Annotated in this window: 8 protein-coding genes; all 8 read right to left on the reverse strand. The window is 49.0% G+C overall.

What is annotated here, in order from left to right; genetic code table 11:
* Window positions 1-7: 7 nt before the first annotated feature.
* The 8 genes from AC6CIF_RS21410 to AC6CIF_RS21445 all read right to left on the reverse strand — a co-directional run bounded on the left by AC6CIF_RS21410 (window position 8) and on the right by AC6CIF_RS21445 (window position 16,571).
* Complete coding sequence (locus tag AC6CIF_RS21410) at window positions 8-2,791, reverse strand: alpha-mannosidase (protein WP_498201462.1); 2,784 nt, start codon at window positions 2,789-2,791, stop codon at window positions 8-10.
* Window positions 2,788-5,967 (reverse strand): beta-galactosidase, encoded by a 3,180-nt coding sequence (locus AC6CIF_RS21415; protein ID WP_498201463.1) that lies wholly within the window; start codon window positions 5,965-5,967, stop codon window positions 2,788-2,790. The genes AC6CIF_RS21410 and AC6CIF_RS21415 overlap by 4 nt, the downstream gene beginning before the upstream one ends.
* Window positions 5,964-7,283, reverse strand: coding sequence for a glycoside hydrolase family 125 protein (locus AC6CIF_RS21420; RefSeq protein WP_498201464.1), 1,320 nt, complete (start codon window positions 7,281-7,283; stop codon window positions 5,964-5,966). Before AC6CIF_RS21420 ends, AC6CIF_RS21415 begins: the two co-directional genes overlap by 4 nt.
* 250 nt (window positions 7,284-7,533) lie before the next feature.
* Window positions 7,534-10,752 (reverse strand): alpha-mannosidase, encoded by a 3,219-nt coding sequence (locus tag AC6CIF_RS21425; protein ID WP_498201465.1) that lies wholly within the window; start codon window positions 10,750-10,752, stop codon window positions 7,534-7,536.
* Window positions 10,753-10,756: 4 nt separating this feature from the next.
* The gene (locus AC6CIF_RS21430) at window positions 10,757-13,111 is read right to left on the reverse strand and encodes a glycoside hydrolase family 3 N-terminal domain-containing protein (protein ID WP_498201477.1); all 2,355 of its coding nucleotides are present in this window, start codon (window positions 13,109-13,111) and stop codon (window positions 10,757-10,759) included.
* A gap of 36 nt (window positions 13,112-13,147) precedes the next feature.
* On the reverse strand, window positions 13,148-14,068 hold the full coding sequence (locus AC6CIF_RS21435; RefSeq protein WP_221821009.1) for a carbohydrate ABC transporter permease: 921 nt from the start codon (window positions 14,066-14,068) through the stop codon (window positions 13,148-13,150).
* Between the two features lie 23 nt (window positions 14,069-14,091).
* Complete coding sequence (locus AC6CIF_RS21440; RefSeq protein WP_036605780.1) at window positions 14,092-15,021, reverse strand: ABC transporter permease; 930 nt, start codon at window positions 15,019-15,021, stop codon at window positions 14,092-14,094.
* Window positions 15,022-15,098: 77 nt separating this feature from the next.
* A complete protein-coding gene (locus AC6CIF_RS21445; RefSeq protein WP_498201466.1) occupies window positions 15,099-16,571 on the reverse strand; it encodes an ABC transporter substrate-binding protein in 1,473 nt (490 codons plus the stop codon).
* Window positions 16,572-16,723: the final 152 nt, after the last annotated feature.

Genomic DNA, 16,723 nt, shown 5'->3' on the forward strand with positions numbered 1-16,723 from the left:
ACTTTGATCAGCGGCGCAAGCCGACAGTAACGATCTCGCATGAATCTGTCTGTATGTTCCATTCCTTGGTGGCAAATGATAATGTTGATGCCTCTTCTATGCTGTTGAGATGAAGTATTTCGCCCTCTTCCTCCAGGATATTGCTCTTGTACGCCGTTTCGAATGACTGTGCATTCGCTTGCGAAGCAGCAAGCTTCAACGTAGCAGAGTCGGTGGTCATATTGAACCAGCGGAGCATCACATCACCGGAATCTTCATTGACCTTGAGTGAAGAAAAAGCCAAGCCGTCTCCTTGCCATGCAAACGGTGTGTTGTTAGGTGTCAGATAACCCGTGTGTACTTCGGTTTGTGCCAGCGTCCAAGGAACCTGGAACTGATAAGCCTCGATATATGCACCTGATGCTGCACCATTGCCATCGTGGGGAATGATCTCGACTTTAAATGTATGTTCACCAAGGCATTGTGCTTCAGGTGTCGGGAACAAACCCCAGTCTCCAAGTTCGCCCACAGCACGAAGCAGCGTAACGGCGATGGTGTTGCGACCATCCTGAAGGACTTCATATTCATTCAGGCCCAGATTGGCAACGACCAATCCGGCGTCCTTTTCACTCACATCCACAAAATTCTGTTGATGCTGTGTATTGCTTGGATTTTGCCACTCCGGTGCAGGCTTGTTATCACGTGTTGCAATTTCGAACATAGAATCCACATGATGAACAGCAGATACAAGATCCGTTGGGAAAAGAGTACGCACCCGATGATCCTTCGCCTGATTGTTAAAGGTTGTTTCCATTTGCACTCCTTTTCCATTACGACTGAGGGATACAACCGTGCGAATCTGGAGCGGAATCATTTTAGTTGAACGCTGGGCTTTGCGATGTGGATAATAAATCAGTTCCCGCTGTTCCTGATCCAGCATCTCATCCGCAGACTCCGGTATTTCCCAATGATGAATTACTTCGAATGAGGCCAAGTATGATGTATTCTCAAGGACCCGAATCTCTGCCTGAAGCGCTTGTGTTGTCCGCGCCACTTCGTTCTCTGGCTGTTTGAACATGTATTCATTACCGATATCGCCCACATTTTCGTACACGCCAAGGTCCTTGTAAGTCCGGCCTGTTCGTTTGTCTGTGAGTGTGAATGAACCATTGTCTTCAATCGTGACGATCATATGTTGATTTTCCATGCCACGTTCACCACGCAACAGCGTAGTCTTTTTCGACGAAGTACCACTCTTAGCATGATCCACTGATTTCACCAAAGCATACGTCTTCAGGCCCAATGCAGCTACATGCTCTGTTTCAAAACGAATACGTACTCGCCGACAACTATACGGTTGGCGGAAGCGATCATCCGGCAGATCATAGCCGAATTGCAGACCCAGATCCTCCACCGTACATGGAATGTGGTTACCATTTTCATCTACAAGTACGCGGTCTGACAGGTCAACGGCTTTCATCTGCGTCGCCATCTCTTCCAACGTATGTCCATCCCGGAAATACAACCGAGCCGCGTCCAGTTCCATCTGAACTACACCGCTGCGTTCCCAACCCGTTGTATTAAATACCACAACAGGTCGAGCCTGCTCGCCGTAACGCTCAAATATGGAGGTATCGACAGCTGTAGTAATCTGGCTGGTGCTCTCTTCAATTAAAGCCTCTGCTACATGACGGCTCTTATCAAACCGTGTCACCATCTCGCGGTGCACCTCATCCACACTGCATCCACAGATGCTGTCATGCGGGTGATTTTGCATCAGCGTTTTCCAGGCATACGTCAGTTGGTCATGTGGATAGGCATGTCCAAGCAGATAGGCGTAGGATGCCAGGGGTTCAGCCACTTTTTCCAGCATAGTCTGGCCCAGCTGGTTCATCTGTTTCAGATACACACGAGCCGAGGCCGTGTTCACCAGAGTTCCCCAGCCATCGGTACGCTGGCTGCGCAGTTCGCCTTTGACCGTGGACAGTTCATGTTCAGACGATGCTCTCAAAGCTTCCAGATAATCCGGAAAGTTGGAGTGAATGAACTCGATATCGGGATGTAATTGTTCAGCCATGCGAATCGCTTCTGGCAGATCTCGCTGAATCGGCTGGTGATCACATCCGTTCATGTACAACAACTCATTGGTCGATGCATATTTCTCGGCATCTGCAAGCTTGGTTTCCCAGAACTTGCGGGCCGATTCCTCGTCTACAGGAACTTCATTTCCGTTGGAGTACCAGTTGGCAAACAATACGCCGAGCACTTTTGATCCGTCTGGTCCTTCCCACATCAGCTCCGAGAAGCTTGATTCATATCCGGCATCCGATACCGTATTGTTAAATCCCGTCGGCTTCACACCACGTCCAAAAAACACATTATCAATGCCTGATTGCTGCATCAGCTGTGGAGTCTGCCCGACCAATCCAAATGTATCGGGAAAGTAACCAATTTTCGAAGGGGTGCCGTAACGTTTGGCGTCCTTATGTCCAACCTGCATGTTGCGCACATTGGCTTCTCCGCTCGTCAGAAACGCATCCTGCAAAATGTACCATGGTCCAATCACAATCCGCCCATTGCGGATATGCTTCTCCAGTCTTTCCTTCTGCTCCGGTCGAACCTGAAGATAGTCATCGATAATAATCGTTTGTCCATCCAAATAAAAGCTTTTATAGTCCGATCCCTCATCAAGCTGATCCAACAGTGAATCGACGAGCTGAATAAGACGCATATGATGCTTCTCATACGGCAAGTACCATTCCCGATCCCAGTGGGTATGCGAAATAATATGTGCTCTCTTCTTCTTGGTCATCGTGTTATCCCACCTCTTTCATCTTGTTGTACAATCTCAACCTCATCAGGGCGATACACCGCAGTCAGCTTTCCGGAAGCATCCGTGGCAAACAGCACCGAACGATTTTTCTCCAATTGGAACGAGTACGATACACCTGTACGTTGATCTCTCACGTGAACTTCATGGTTCAAGGCAAATTCCGATACAAATACATACATATTTCCTTTTGGAAAACTAAGCTTCCGTCCATAGATCCCTGCGATATCTCCGCCAGATATCCATTCCAACTCCTGTTCGATGCCCGAAATCTCGGTTGCATAACGATACAATTCAGCAAGTGGCTCGTCCCGTCCATTTAACTCAAGCGGCAGTGGAGTCCAGATTAATTTCCCTTTGCCCAAAGGCAGAACGTGTACTTCATCTGCTGTACCTTTATCCCCATGAAGCAACGTCTCCTTTGCCACCTCGGCGATACGACGCCGTCCATAGGTCACCCGGTGATTCACGCCATTAATATTCAGCAATTCTTCCCGTTGCACATTACCCAGACTCCGTTTGCCTACGATATGATCGGCCCGGTCAGTTGCCTTCCAGTATGCGTCCAGTCCCAGCGGCCCTGTAATGAGCAGGCTCGTGCCTTCCTTCTCCGCAAACGTGAGCAATTGTTGAAGTGCATCGCTCTCCATATTGTGCGGACTCGGTACGATAATCAGCTTCGGCGGCTGCTGCTCCAACGCTTCCAGATGATATTCGGATAACGCACGGAATGGCAATTTCAGATCATAAGACATCACGCGAGTAAGCTTTGTTGTGGCATCATAGGCGAGGGCACGGTTGGAGAAGTCATTGGAATACGGGAACACCACTGCAATATCCTCCAGATCGCGGTCTTCAAAGAGATCACGAATGCCATCCATGAATCGGCCAAAATCATAAGACACATCCGCCTCGGGTTTCTCCGTACCATCTGCACGAAGGGCCCCAATATGGGACTCATTGGCATTATCCATATAGAAGTTGGTGTTCCAGATCCATTGCACGGCGCCAGCGCCGCCTGTCGAGAAAGCATAGGCGTACTTTCGTTCGAGAATACCACGAAGCTCCTCTTCCGTACGCTTAGCTCGCCCATCGGGGGTTTCCACATACATGATGCCCGTCTCCTGAATGAGATTCGGTTTGGATGGCGTTTTGGCGAAAATGCCATCCCAGATCAGATCATCGTTCAACCACCAGGAATGCACGGTTGTATAATCCACTTCACGTTCATAGAAGAACGGAGAAGGACGCTGTGCACCAAGGGCTTCGTCCTGTCCCACGGTAACCAGATGATCGGGAACCAGGTCTTTGATCGTACCTACAAGCTCTCTTGCCCAAACATTGTGCATCTCCATAGAGAAGAGACAGTAATCAAGCCAGCGTGTTCCCTTTTTGGCCTTGTGCATGTCCTGTACATCAAAGTTAATCTCTTCTGCCTCCGGGATCACCGCGGCTGCAAAGTTCGGAAGCTGCTTCGGTGACATGTTCCATGCCTCCTGCAACGCTTCAATCGTCTGATGCCGCTGCTGAAGCCAAGCGATATAAGCCTGCTGTTCACATGAATCCCTCGCCGAGCGTGGGCCAGCTGAGAAGATACGCACCGGATCAAACATGGATGGCTCGTTAATCAGATCCCAGTCCACATGTGTTGTATGCGTGTGACGACTGACGATGCTGCGGATAAAACGTTTCTGAGCCTCGACACTCTGCAAGTCCAGATACGGATTCGTGCCTTCCCATGTCTCCGGTGTAAAGGAGAAAAAGGTGAATGTGACCTGTAAGCCATGGCGTTTCGCCGTTAAAATAAATGCATCAATAGCACGAAGCACATCCTCTGCCATATGTCCGTCTACCTGCATCATGTTGCGATAGGCGGTCCAGATTCCGGTCCGAATCCAGTTGATGCCGGCTTTTGCCATCTGAGCCATGTCCCGATCCCAGACATCCGCATTCGGTAGAAAGAGAAATTTCCGTGCCACATCGGAGGTCATGTAGGTCATGCCTACAACAGGGAGAGGACGTCCGTCTTTTACAAAATAGTCCCTGCTGCGGGTAATCACTTCCCCTTCTGCCAGCAATGCTGCATCTTGTCCCCAGAAGCCTTGACGCAAGGTCCGAACTTCACCGTCAGGAGCCTGCGCGTGGCATATGATTCGATACAGCCCACTTTCAAGGGAAACCGGGAGAAGTATACGTTCGAAACGCTGCTCACCGGAAAGTTCCATCTCCAGTCGATGGCTCCATACCGTTTCCGTCGTGCCACTTGTGCGATCCTCATGCTCGACCGTTATGTCGAATGTCCACAGCTCAGACGTTGTACGCCTGCTGCCTGCACGCTGTAAAATCTGGCCTTGAAGTGTAAGTACAGCCCGTTCATCTGGCTCATACGAAGCATAATTTGTTTTCAGGGATAACTCCGTTACACCTTGCGCACAGAATTGCGCCCACTTCACAATCTCGTCAGCGCCATCCTGCGTCCAGAATGAGGTAGTCAGCGGCAGCTGCACAAATATCCATCGTGAACCAACGAAAGTCCCGCGGGAGTTTTCCCACAGAACGACCGGAGCGGCGACACTGCGTCCATCCTTGCTCATGCCACGAAGTAACGGATAAATCTGCGTACTCATGGGGCCGGATGAACCCATCTGGTGGGGCAGATCACTTGTTTTGGTTGTATGTGGAACCAGATTCCATGTATCTGCCTTCTCGAACAGTCCCTCTTTCCCAGTGAGAAGCAGGATCTGTTCAGATGACGTGTACGACTGCACATTCGCAGCAGATACGTTCAACGCCTCATGAATATAGAGTTCCTGATGATACGCGGTCTGCTCGGACTCTACAACCCATGCCCCATTCTCATATCGAACCGGACGTTTAAAGGGTTCGCCCCCCACACTGATCAGGCTTCCGCCCTGGTGCAGGTAAGCTGCAATCTCCGTCCAGGCGGACTTGGGAAAATAGGGTGCATGCAGATTGACCAGACATCCTTCACCAGCCGTGGCCTTCAAAATCTCTGCAAGTTCATCGGCGTTTACAACGGTGATCTCTTTGACTGCTTTCCATGCATTCAGAGCCTGCTCCGTTGGAAAAGCACCATCCACTGGAAACGCAGGGTCAGCGAAGATAATCAGCTTTTGATCATTAATTTGGATACTCATAACAGGCCATCCTTCATGGATTTATAGACCAACTGGGAGAACAGGCTGTTGGACCATGCAAACCATTTTCGTGTAAAAATCGTTGGATCATCGGCGTGGAAGCCTTCATGCATATACCCCGTATCTGCATCTGTCGCTTCGAGCATGCGAATAATCTCCAGTTTCTCCTCGGCAGACTGCGCAGTCAGTCCCTGCATGGATAAGCCCATATGCCAGATGTAATCGGGCGGTGTGTGTGGGCTACCAATTCCTTTGGCAACCTTGCCTTCATAATAGAACGGGTTCTCTTTGCTCAGAACGAAGCGGCGCGTATTCTGATAGATCGGATCATCCGCTGTAACGTAACCCAGATATGGAATGGACATGAGTCCAGGTGTACCGGCATCGTCCATGAGACAGTGGTTGCCATAACCGTCCGTCTCGTATGCATAGATCGGTCCAAATTCCGGATGACGATAAATCCCGTACAACTGAATACCGTGATCCACGTCCTGCTCCAGATCCTTCAATTCCTGCAAAAGTTCCATATCCCGGAACACCCACTCCGCAAACTCCTGCATTTGGCGCAATGCAACAACCGCAAACATATTGCCAGGGATATTGTAGTGGAAATCACACGCATCATCACTGGAACGGAAACCGGACCAGATCATACCCGTGTAGTTGACTGGCATACCTTTTCCGTGATTGCGCAGGGAATCTGTTGGGATACCGTTATTGCGAGTAAAGCGATATGGAGATTGTTCCATGTGATGCTGTTCGACTTTGAACAGGTCCACGATTTTACGCATCGCTGCTTTGAAGCTTGAATCGAAAATGTCAGTCAGTTCGGTTTCCTTCCAATATAAATAGGCCAGGCGCACAACGAAACATAATGAGTCGATCTCAAATTTGCGTTCCCACACCCAAGGTGACATCTCGGTCTCGTCCGTGGTGTTCCAATGCCAGTCGTTGGCCGTCTCATTGAAGGCATTAGCATATGGATCGATGTGAACATACTGGATATGACGTTTGATCAGCCCACCAATGATGCGCTGCAGGTCCTCATCTTCCTTTGCAAACGGAATGTAATGTACCACCTGCTCCACGGAATCACGCAGCCAGGAAGCCGGAATATCTCCCGTGATAACAAAAGTCGTACCGTCCTCCATCAACTTGGTTGTTGTTTCGATGGTGTTGGGGAAGCAGTTTTTGAATAATTGAAGCAGTTTTGGTCGGTGAGCCAGTTTCTGTTCTGCTTCTTCGAGCACGGCCTGAATGGATTGTGGCAAAGCAACAGGTGGCATGGGTATTTTGGGTAATCTGAACTGTTCCATGGATGAGTGCAACTCCTTAAACAAATTGAATGGTGTAGCTATAGGATGAAACAAAATTTACACGGGACCACTGCGCGGTCAGAAATATCCTCCGATCGCTGTTATCCCCAGATTTTTTTGATTCCCTTTTCTAAAGGGTAAATCCGGGGATAAAGGCGAACGCTTCGCTTCTTCGAATTCTTTCTGTCCTCTCCGTTATCGTGTAAATGTTTAGTTGAACATGTATAGCTCAAAAATATTTCAAAAAGGTTTACCGCAGTAGCACGGTTTGTATTTCGTAAGGTTTAAAAGATAGTGTAATCTGGCCATGGGTATGGGCCAGTGGTTGGACGGGTTCTTCCAGTGCGTTGGAGTGGTACGCTTGCTCAAAGGCATGTGGCCATTGCAATGTGATGGTTTCGCGTTTGCCTGATGATTCATAGAAACGCAGCACAGTGCCTTGTCCATCCTCTGCCATTTTGACGGTATCCAGAATGACGTGATTACTATTAAAGTTAATCCAGGAGCCTGTTGCTGGACGTACAGGTGCCGCATTTGCATTTGCAGTTGCAGTTGCATCTGCAATTGGATCGACTTCAGTACCTCCGCTCTGCTGTACCTGCTCTATCTGCTGCTCTTGTTGTATCTGACCCTTTTGATGCACTTGTTTCACTTGCTGTACTGTCACCTCATGATTCAGCTCGGCGGCCTGACGTACGGTGTGTGCTGTTCTCCAGTCTCCGTCGTGTGGATACAGGGAATAGGTGAATTCATGTTCTCCCAGATCAGCCGTGCGATCAGGCCATTTTGGTGCTCGCAGCAAGGACAAACGAATGGTGCTTCCCTGCACGTCGTACCCGTATTTGCAATCATTGAGCAGGCTCACGCCGTATCCATATTCGGAAACATCCGCGAAGCGGTGTCCACAGACTTCATACTGCGCTTGTTCCCAGCTTGTGTTGCGATGTGTTGGGCGTTCCAGTGAGCCAAATGGAATTTCAAATGTTGCCTTGGAGGTCACCACATCAATCGGGAAACCAACTTTCAGAAGTTTGTGATTTTCGTTCCAGTTCACCTGTGTCTGGAAGTCGATACGTCGTGAATCATGATAAAAGACGATATCTTGTGTGATTTCCGATTGATGTAGCTTCCAGCGGAAGCGCAGGACATCTTTCGTTGAACCCGCCAGCACCAGCTTTTTCTCCAACAGTTCCACTTCGCCAGCAATCTGTTCCTCATAACGACTGTCGATATCCCATGCATCCCAGAGCGTTGGACGATCGTGGAAGAAGTGAAGTTGATTACCACGTTCTCCCGGCTTCAGCATCTCACGCTCTGCATTTTTATCCCACAGGCGGGTGATCTCCCCACGTTCATTGAACTGCACATGGTAAAAGGCGGTATCCCATGTATCATTAAAGGTTGGTTGTGCGGCAAGGGTGGTCATTTCCCGTACATTCGTTTCCCTTGTATTTTCCGGTACAAGCCAAATCGTTTTATATCCAAACGCCGGAATGTCTGTCACGAGAATAGACATGTTGCCATCCTCCCGATCCATCCGCAAGCGCTGACCTTCTTCATCGATGCCGTAGCGATCCAAGCCATCCTGCACAGGAAGTTGAACGACTGCACTCCGTTTCCAGCCCAGGCTGTTGAATACAACATAGGCTACTGAACCTTCCGGTCCCTCTGTGTTGATACCCGTTGTCAATGCAGCAATGCCTTGATCCAGTCCGGTTCTGCCCAATTCAAATACCTGTACATATTCCTCATTCGAAGTGACGTAGGACTCCGTAATTGCCGAGCCCGGAATAATATCATGAAATTGATTCAGCAAAATCAGCTTCCAGCCTTCATGCAGATTCGAACGCACTTCAGCTTCTGCATCTGCCTCCATATCTGGCAGAGCGAGTGTATTCCACAGCTCAGCTTCTCGATACAGAACCTCCGCTTTCCGGTTGTTGCGCTTATTGCGCGCATGGGTCGTGTAGGTTCCCCGATGTAACTCAAGATACAGATCGCCATGCCACTTCGGAAGTACAGGTTGCTCCTTTTCAATTCCGGCAAAGAAAGCTCCAGCTGTGCTATATCGGCTCGCAGGCTGTCCAACCATCAAGTCTGCGCGATCCACATACTCCAGCATCTCGCGTGTTACGCCACCGCCGCCATCTCCGTGTCCGTATAGAAGCATATGCTCCGGATGAGCCGCTTTCTCACGGTAGGACTGCCAGTGATCATGAATATCCTTCGGCAACGTATGCTCGTTAACACCATGATTGAGGTAGGACAGGATCGGTGTGCCGTCAATGCCCACCCAGTGGAAGAGATCGTATGGAAACACATTTGTGTCGTTCCATCCGAGCTTTGTTGTCATGAAATATTCCACATTGCCATGCTTCAAAATCTGTGGCAGGGAGGCACAATACCCAAACGTATCCGGCAACCATTCAATCTGTGATGTCTTGCCAAACTCCTCCATATAGAAACGCTGACCATATAACATCTGGCGAATCAGGGACTCCCCGCTCGGGATGTTCAGATCCGGCTCAACCCACATGCCGCCAACCAGTTCCCAGCGGCCTTCTACAATCCGCTGCTTCACCCGCGCGTAAAGCTCGGGATCATGCTCCTTCAGAAACGCATATAGTAAGGGTTGGCTCTGGGAATAAACATAGTCCGGATATTCATTCATGAGTGCATCCACGGTGGAGAAAGTACGGCTCGTTTTGCGTACCGTCTCACGTACAGGCCACAGCCAGGCAATATCAATATGGGACTGTCCCACCATATGCTCCAGACCTTCCGCGTTTCCACCAATCTCACGCACATGATGCTTCAGATTATTCTCAATCTGACGAATACCCTCTCCCTGCTCAATCTCTTCTGCTGACATGCCTACAAATTGATCCATCGCACGATACACCAGTTCTAACAGGCGAACCCGCCGAAAGTCACTTTCCGGTAGCAACACAGCCGAATCACGGACAATAATGACGGTATACATCAGACTACGAACCGCTTCATTGGGTCTCACCAGCAAGCTCGTAATTGATGTGATTGGCGGCTGAATAACCGCCTGTTGATTCAACGGGTCTACAGGTTCAGGTACCGGATCAAACATCTCGATCTCCAGTTCTGGAGCGTTTCCGACTTTGGATGGATCAAGCGTGACGTAGGTATGATTGCGGTCAAGGCCCTGATAAGAGTTCCCATTTACCCGAAGCAAGCCTTCTCCGCCTGTCTCAAATACAAGCCCATAAGGTGTTTGCTGCCATGTAGCAGGAATCTCCAAACGTGTTCTGAAAAAATAAGTCGTTCCCTGTTTGCTCGGAAAACGCTCAAAATCTTGCCCTTCGGGGTACTCACCCTGATCCTCATACTGTCCTGGCACATGATAATAAGCGCGGGTAATGTCCCAGTTGCGCAGCTGTAATTGCTCCAGCCACTGATGTTCGGACAACTCGCGAATAAATCGTCTGATACGTTCCAACGTCTTACGCCTCCCCTACGGTCAGTTCGGCTATTTGCGTATCGTTTACGCTGCTGCCGATATGAATATGGAATTGTCCCGGTTCAACGACAGGCTTCAAATCACCACCAATATACTGCAGTTGCTCGGCCCCGATGTGGAATTCCACGGTCTGTGTCTCTCCCGGCTCCAGGTTCACTTTTGCAAACCCCTTCAGTTCCTTGGCCGGACGAGTTAGTGAGCTGACCACGTCAGAGATGTACATCTGTACAACTTCTGCACCTGCATAACGGCCGGTGTTGGTCACGTTCACCGATACCGTAACTGAATCATCAGTTGTCATAGATGCAGCACTCAGCTGCGGTTCACTGTACTCATATGTGGTATAGCTAAGTCCGTATCCAAATGCATAACGTGGCTCCAAATCCTCTTCGAGGTAACGTTTGCCTCGGGAACGTTTGCCGTTATAATAGATCGGTAATTGGCCGACATGCTTCGGAATGGAGATCGTCAATTTGCCTGACGGATTCACATCACCGAATAAAATATCTGCAATGGCACGCCCGCCCTCTTGACCCGGATACCACGCCTCCAGAATCGCATCGGCATGTTCATCTACCCAAGGTTCAGTGATGGGACGACCATTAATGTAAACAACGACAAGTTTTTTGCCGAGCTTGTGAATCTCCTGAATGAGTTCCAACTGTACTCCGGCAAGACCCAACGTCATCCGGTCGATCCCTTCGCCACACTCCATATCATTCCAAGAGTTATCGGACACATTGGAAGCACCCGTTTTCAGATCGATCGTTCCTTCTCCAAAGTCACGTGCACTGGAGCCACCAACCACCATAATGACCGTATCTGCCTGGCTGGCAACTTCAAGGGCACGCTCGAATCCTTCTTTCGAATCACCTTTGATCCGGCAGCCTGGTGCATAAAGAACCTGATCTGTACTGCTGTCACCAGTCAAAGCACCAACAGAACTCTTCTCCGTTTGCCCATCCACATGATTAGCCAGCTTAATGCGAATCCCATCCAGTACCGTCGCCACTTTCGACTTCGGTTGCGGAGATGTGTAATCGCCCAGTTGATTGTAGGCCTGATCCGCATTTGGGCCGATCACGGCAATCCGGCCCACATTTGCTAACGAGAGAGGTAACGTGTCAGCCTCATTTTTGAGAAGTACAACCCCTTCCGCAGCCAACTGGCGTGCCAGTTGAATATGCGCTTCACTTCCAATGACTTCTGCTGCCCGATCGGCATCCACATAAGGCTGTTCGAATAAGCCCAGTCTGAACTTCAACGCCAGCACACGAGAGGCAGCCTGATCCAGAACCTGCATATCAAGCTTGCCTTCTGTCACAGCCTGCATCAGATATTGCCCAAACATCTCACCGGACATTTCCATATCGATGCCTGCCTCAATCGCCTGTACGGAAGCTTCCATTCCATCCGCCGCGACATCATGCCCACTTGCCAGCATGTTAATCGCACCACAATCCGTAATGACCAGACCGTCAAAGCCCCAATCCTTACGCAAAACATCTTCCAGCAATTCCGTATTCACGGTGCAAGGCGTGCCATCAATTTCGTTATATGCTGGCATGATCGACGCAGCGCCCGCTTCCACCGCTTTGCGGAATGGATAGAGATCCACTTCCAGCAGTTCGCGCCAGCCCATATGTACAGGCCCTGCATTACGTCCACCTTCCGAGCTGCCATAACCAACAAAATGTTTCAGCGTTGCCGCTACTGTATCCCCACGGTCAAGACTTTCACCCTGTAGTCCTTCCACGGAGGCAACCGCCAGTTCCCCGATAAGATACGGATCTTCACCGAAGCATTCCTCGGTACGTCCCCAGCGCGGATCACGCACAACATCCAATACCGGAGAATAGGTGACCGCACCACCTTGGGCACGTGTCTCCCGTGCTACTGCCTGGCACATCTCCCGGTATAGATCCACATTCCATGTACTCCCCAGTAAAAGGGGAACTGGATAGACCGTTCCGTCAATGGCCATATGTCCATGCGAACATTCCTCTCCAATCAGGATGGGTATCCCCAGTCTGGAATGCTCTACCGCATAACGTTGAATCAGATTGACCGCCTCAGCACCTTCTCTGGCGGATAGTCCATTTTCCAGCGTAACGCCAGTCCAGGGATCGGCCCGAAGTGCACCATAGAGGGAGCCGACGCCCCCATTTTCCACTTGCTGTTTAAAGGAATCATTTAACGTGATGTTCTCTTGATCATTCGTATAGGTCTGCCAGCCAAATGGCTGCGTAAGTTGACCTACCTTTTCTTCCGTAGTCATCAGGCTAAGCAGGTGTTGTACCCGTTCCTCTACGGATTTGCTTTGGTCCTTGTAAGTCATCAATCTGCATCTCTCCAATCCTATAACGTGATCCGGTTATTCTTTGACCGCGCCTACCGTCAGACCCTGTACGAAATAACGCTGGAAGAACGGATAAGCGAATATAATCGGCAACGTAGCAAGCACAACCATCGCCATTCGGGATGTATCCTGCGGAATGGACTGCATGGCTGCCAGACTCATCGAACTGTTAGCAGAGTTCTGCTGGATAAACTGGATACTCGACTCAATCCGCATTAACATGGATTGCAGCGGTACCAGATTCGGATTATCGATGTATAACAGCGCATTGAACCAATCATTCCAGTAACCGAGTGTACTGAATAACCCGATGGTTGCCAGTCCCGGCAAGGAGAGTGGAACCACGATTTTCATAAAGGTATAGAACTCACCGGCGCCATCAATCTTCGCCGATTCAATGACTGCATCCGGTACACTGGTGGAGTAGAATGTACGCAGGATCATAATATAGAAGGCATTCATCGCCAGCGGCAGAATCAGTGCCCATAACGTATCTTTCAACCCAAGCAGCTGGGATACGACCATATAGGTTGGAATCATCCCGCCGTTAAACAACATCGTCAGAATCGCAAAGATGGAGAAAAATCTCCGATACCTGAAGCTCTTGCGAGAAATCGCATACGCATACAGCGACATGAGAATCAAACTGATAATGGTACCGAGTACCGTCACCAGGATGGTAACTCCATACGCCCGCAGCAGCGTGTCCCCACTCTGCCAGACAAACTGATATGCCGCGAGACTCCATTCTGCCGGAATCAGACGATACCCATCACGGGCCAGTGCTTTCTCGTCTGTAAACGAGATGATAACTACAAATATAAAAGGAAATACACAGATCAGAGCAAATAGACCGGCGATGATGTTCATGATCACGTTCCATCCGTTGGATACGTGGTGGAAGTCGCGTTTTTTAACGAGCCTTGCTTGAGCCATAGTGGTTCACTCCTTTCCCTGTCCTAGAATAGGCTACTGTCTTTATCTACTTTGCGAACAACATAGTTGGAGATAATAACAAGCACAAAGCCCACCACGGATTGATACAATCCCGCTGCTGTACTCATGCCGATCTCACCACTAGTTTTCAAACCTCGATATACATACGTATCAATAACATTTGTCACGGAATAAAGCGTACCCGAATCCCTTGGCACCTGATAGAAGAGTCCAAAGTCGGCATAGAAAATGCGGCCTACGGCCAGCAAGGTCATAATCGTGATGATGGGCGACAGCAACGGAATCGTAATATTGCGAATCTGCTGCCATTTGCTTGCTCCATCAATCATGGCTGCTTCATACAGTGATTTATCAATCCCCAGTATGGAAGCCAGATAGACAACGCTGCTATACCCGATGGTTTTCCATAACGCTACGAATACCAGAATATACGGCCAATATTTCGCCTCAGAGTACCACTGAATTGGTTCCATCCCAAACCAGCCGATAATCTGATTCAACATCCCGCGGTCCATGCTCAAGAAGCTGAATGCGAAGTAACCAACGATAACCCAGGATAGAAAATACGGCAGAAACATGCCAGTTTGATACAGTTTGGCGAGTCGTTTATTCACTAGTTCCGAGAGCAGGATTGCCAATGCCACAGCAAACACCAGTCCCAGGAAGATAATGGCGATGTTATAAAAGAGGGTGTTGCGTGTAATGAGCCATGCGTCACTTGTGCTGAACAGGAATTTGAAATTGTCCCAGCCAACCCATTCACTCTTCATCAGACTTGCCCAGAACCCTTCACGGCTGAACCGATATTCTTTGAAAGCAGCCACCGTGCCCACAAGTGGCAAGTAGGAGAAGAAGAAGAACCAGATGGCGCCTGGCAGCACCATGAGCAGCATGACTCGGTTTCTAATCAGGTTTTTCAAAAATGTAGTCATTGTGGATATCCTCCTTCAGGCTTGAATGAAAAAGGACCGGACGCGATAAGCAACCGCCCGATCCTTACGATGTACTGTTACTTGTTTTCCGCTCTCCAGGCATCCAGCTGGCTTTGGGCTTCAGCCATTACTTTCTCCAGTCCGGCTTGATTGAACTTCTCAATCACTTGATCCAGATTGGCTGCCGGGTCCAGTGTACCTGTCATCAGTGCTGCCCAATATTGCTCTTTCACGTTCTGTACCGCTGTCAGTTCGGACGATACATTGCTTGCATCAAAGTTAAAGCTGAGGATCGGGGAATTGACACCTTCAGCGTTAAACTTCTTGAACTCATCCCATTTGTTATCCGGGTCATTGCTGTTCAGATAGAGCAGCATGTTGTTCCCAAGGGAGTATGAAGGCATATCGTAGTTTTTCGATTCAGGCAGATTTTCCATATGCGTGTCATCCACTTTTTTGTAGTGTGTGCCCTCAATACCGGAGTCCACCATATTACGCAGCACAGGATCTGTATTGAGCAGGTTCAGGAATTCCATCGCTTTCTCCGGATATTCCGAGTTCGCCGAGATGGCCATAATGGAGCCTTGTACAGATGTATTCGTTATAATTGCTTCACTTGCAGGTGTTGAAACGACTTGATAACCGTAACTTGCAGACCATTGATTGTCCGCGAGCGGTTGAGTCTGTGCACGATCCAGGAACCAGTTGCCCGATGTTGTCAGGTCGTTCGTGGAACCTGTTGTTGCTGCTTCTGCCGATACATAACCGGCTTTGTAGTACTTGTGCATCGTGGTTAGTGCTTCTTTCATTTCAGGTGTTTCCAGTATGTTCACGAGCTTATAGTCTGTTGTATCCAGCTTGATTGCCATTGGCAGATTCTGAATGACATAGTCATATGGCACGTAAGGAACATAGTTTTTATCCATGGCAAATGGTGTTACACTCGCCTCGTTTTCCTTAATTGTTTTGAGCAGAGGCTCCAGACTGTCTAACGTACGAACGCCAGAGATGTCCAGCTTGTATTTATCAACCAGCATTTGGTTAAAGCGCCATACCTCTTGTTGTGGCAGCTCTTTGTTGGCTGGAATTCCGTAGTTGTGTCCGTCTACCTTTGAACCGCTGAGGAATGCAGGATCAATGGTCTTGGTGATATCCTGACCGTATTTAGCAAGCAAGTCATCCAGTTCGAGGAATGCACCTTTTCTGGCATTTTGTACATAATCGAATCCACCCGAAGAAGTGAACAGAATGTCCATTGGCTCACCGGATGCTACGTTAACCTGCATCTTCTGCGGGTAGTCACCCCAGTCAACCATCTTCATCGTTACCGTGGCATTAATTTTCTCTTTGGTATACTTGCTCACTTCTTCCATCACTTTGTTGACGTCTTTCTGAGGGGTACCGATGGTATACCAGATCAACTCTACTGCGTCATCTCCAGTTCCTTCGGATTCTGAAGCATTTTTGCTTCCTCCACAGGCACTAAGAACAAGTGTAACAGCCATTAACAATGCAAGAACGAGTGAGAAGCGTTTTCTTTGTTTACTCATTTCTTTGATCCTCCCTTTTTGTGTTCCTTTAGGCTCTACTTACTAACTGCTTTAACCTTATCGAATGAAAGCATTTACAAAAAGAAGATAAACTTAAGTTTTCGAGGTACAAATTAAAGAGAAATCGTCCTTGGACAACTATTTTGTACCTG

The sequence above is a fragment of the Paenibacillus sp. GQ49 genome (genome assembly GCF_059759055.1).

Coding starts and splice junctions, on each gene's coding strand:
- AC6CIF_RS21410 (WP_498201462.1), bottom strand. CDS start 2,791: ATGACCAAGAAGAAGAGAGCACATATTATTTCGCATACCCACTGGGAT.
- AC6CIF_RS21415 (WP_498201463.1), bottom strand. CDS start 5,967: ATGAGTATCCAAATTAATGATCAAAAGCTGATTATCTTCGCTGACCCT.
- AC6CIF_RS21420 (WP_498201464.1), bottom strand. CDS start 7,283: ATGGAACAGTTCAGATTACCCAAAATACCCATGCCACCTGTTGCTTTG.
- AC6CIF_RS21430 (WP_498201477.1), bottom strand. CDS start 13,111: ATGACTTACAAGGACCAAAGCAAATCCGTAGAGGAACGGGTACAACAC.
- AC6CIF_RS21435 (WP_221821009.1), bottom strand. CDS start 14,068: ATGGCTCAAGCAAGGCTCGTTAAAAAACGCGACTTCCACCACGTATCC.
- AC6CIF_RS21440 (WP_036605780.1), bottom strand. CDS start 15,021: ATGACTACATTTTTGAAAAACCTGATTAGAAACCGAGTCATGCTGCTC.
- AC6CIF_RS21445 (WP_498201466.1), bottom strand. CDS start 16,571: ATGAGTAAACAAAGAAAACGCTTCTCACTCGTTCTTGCATTGTTAATG.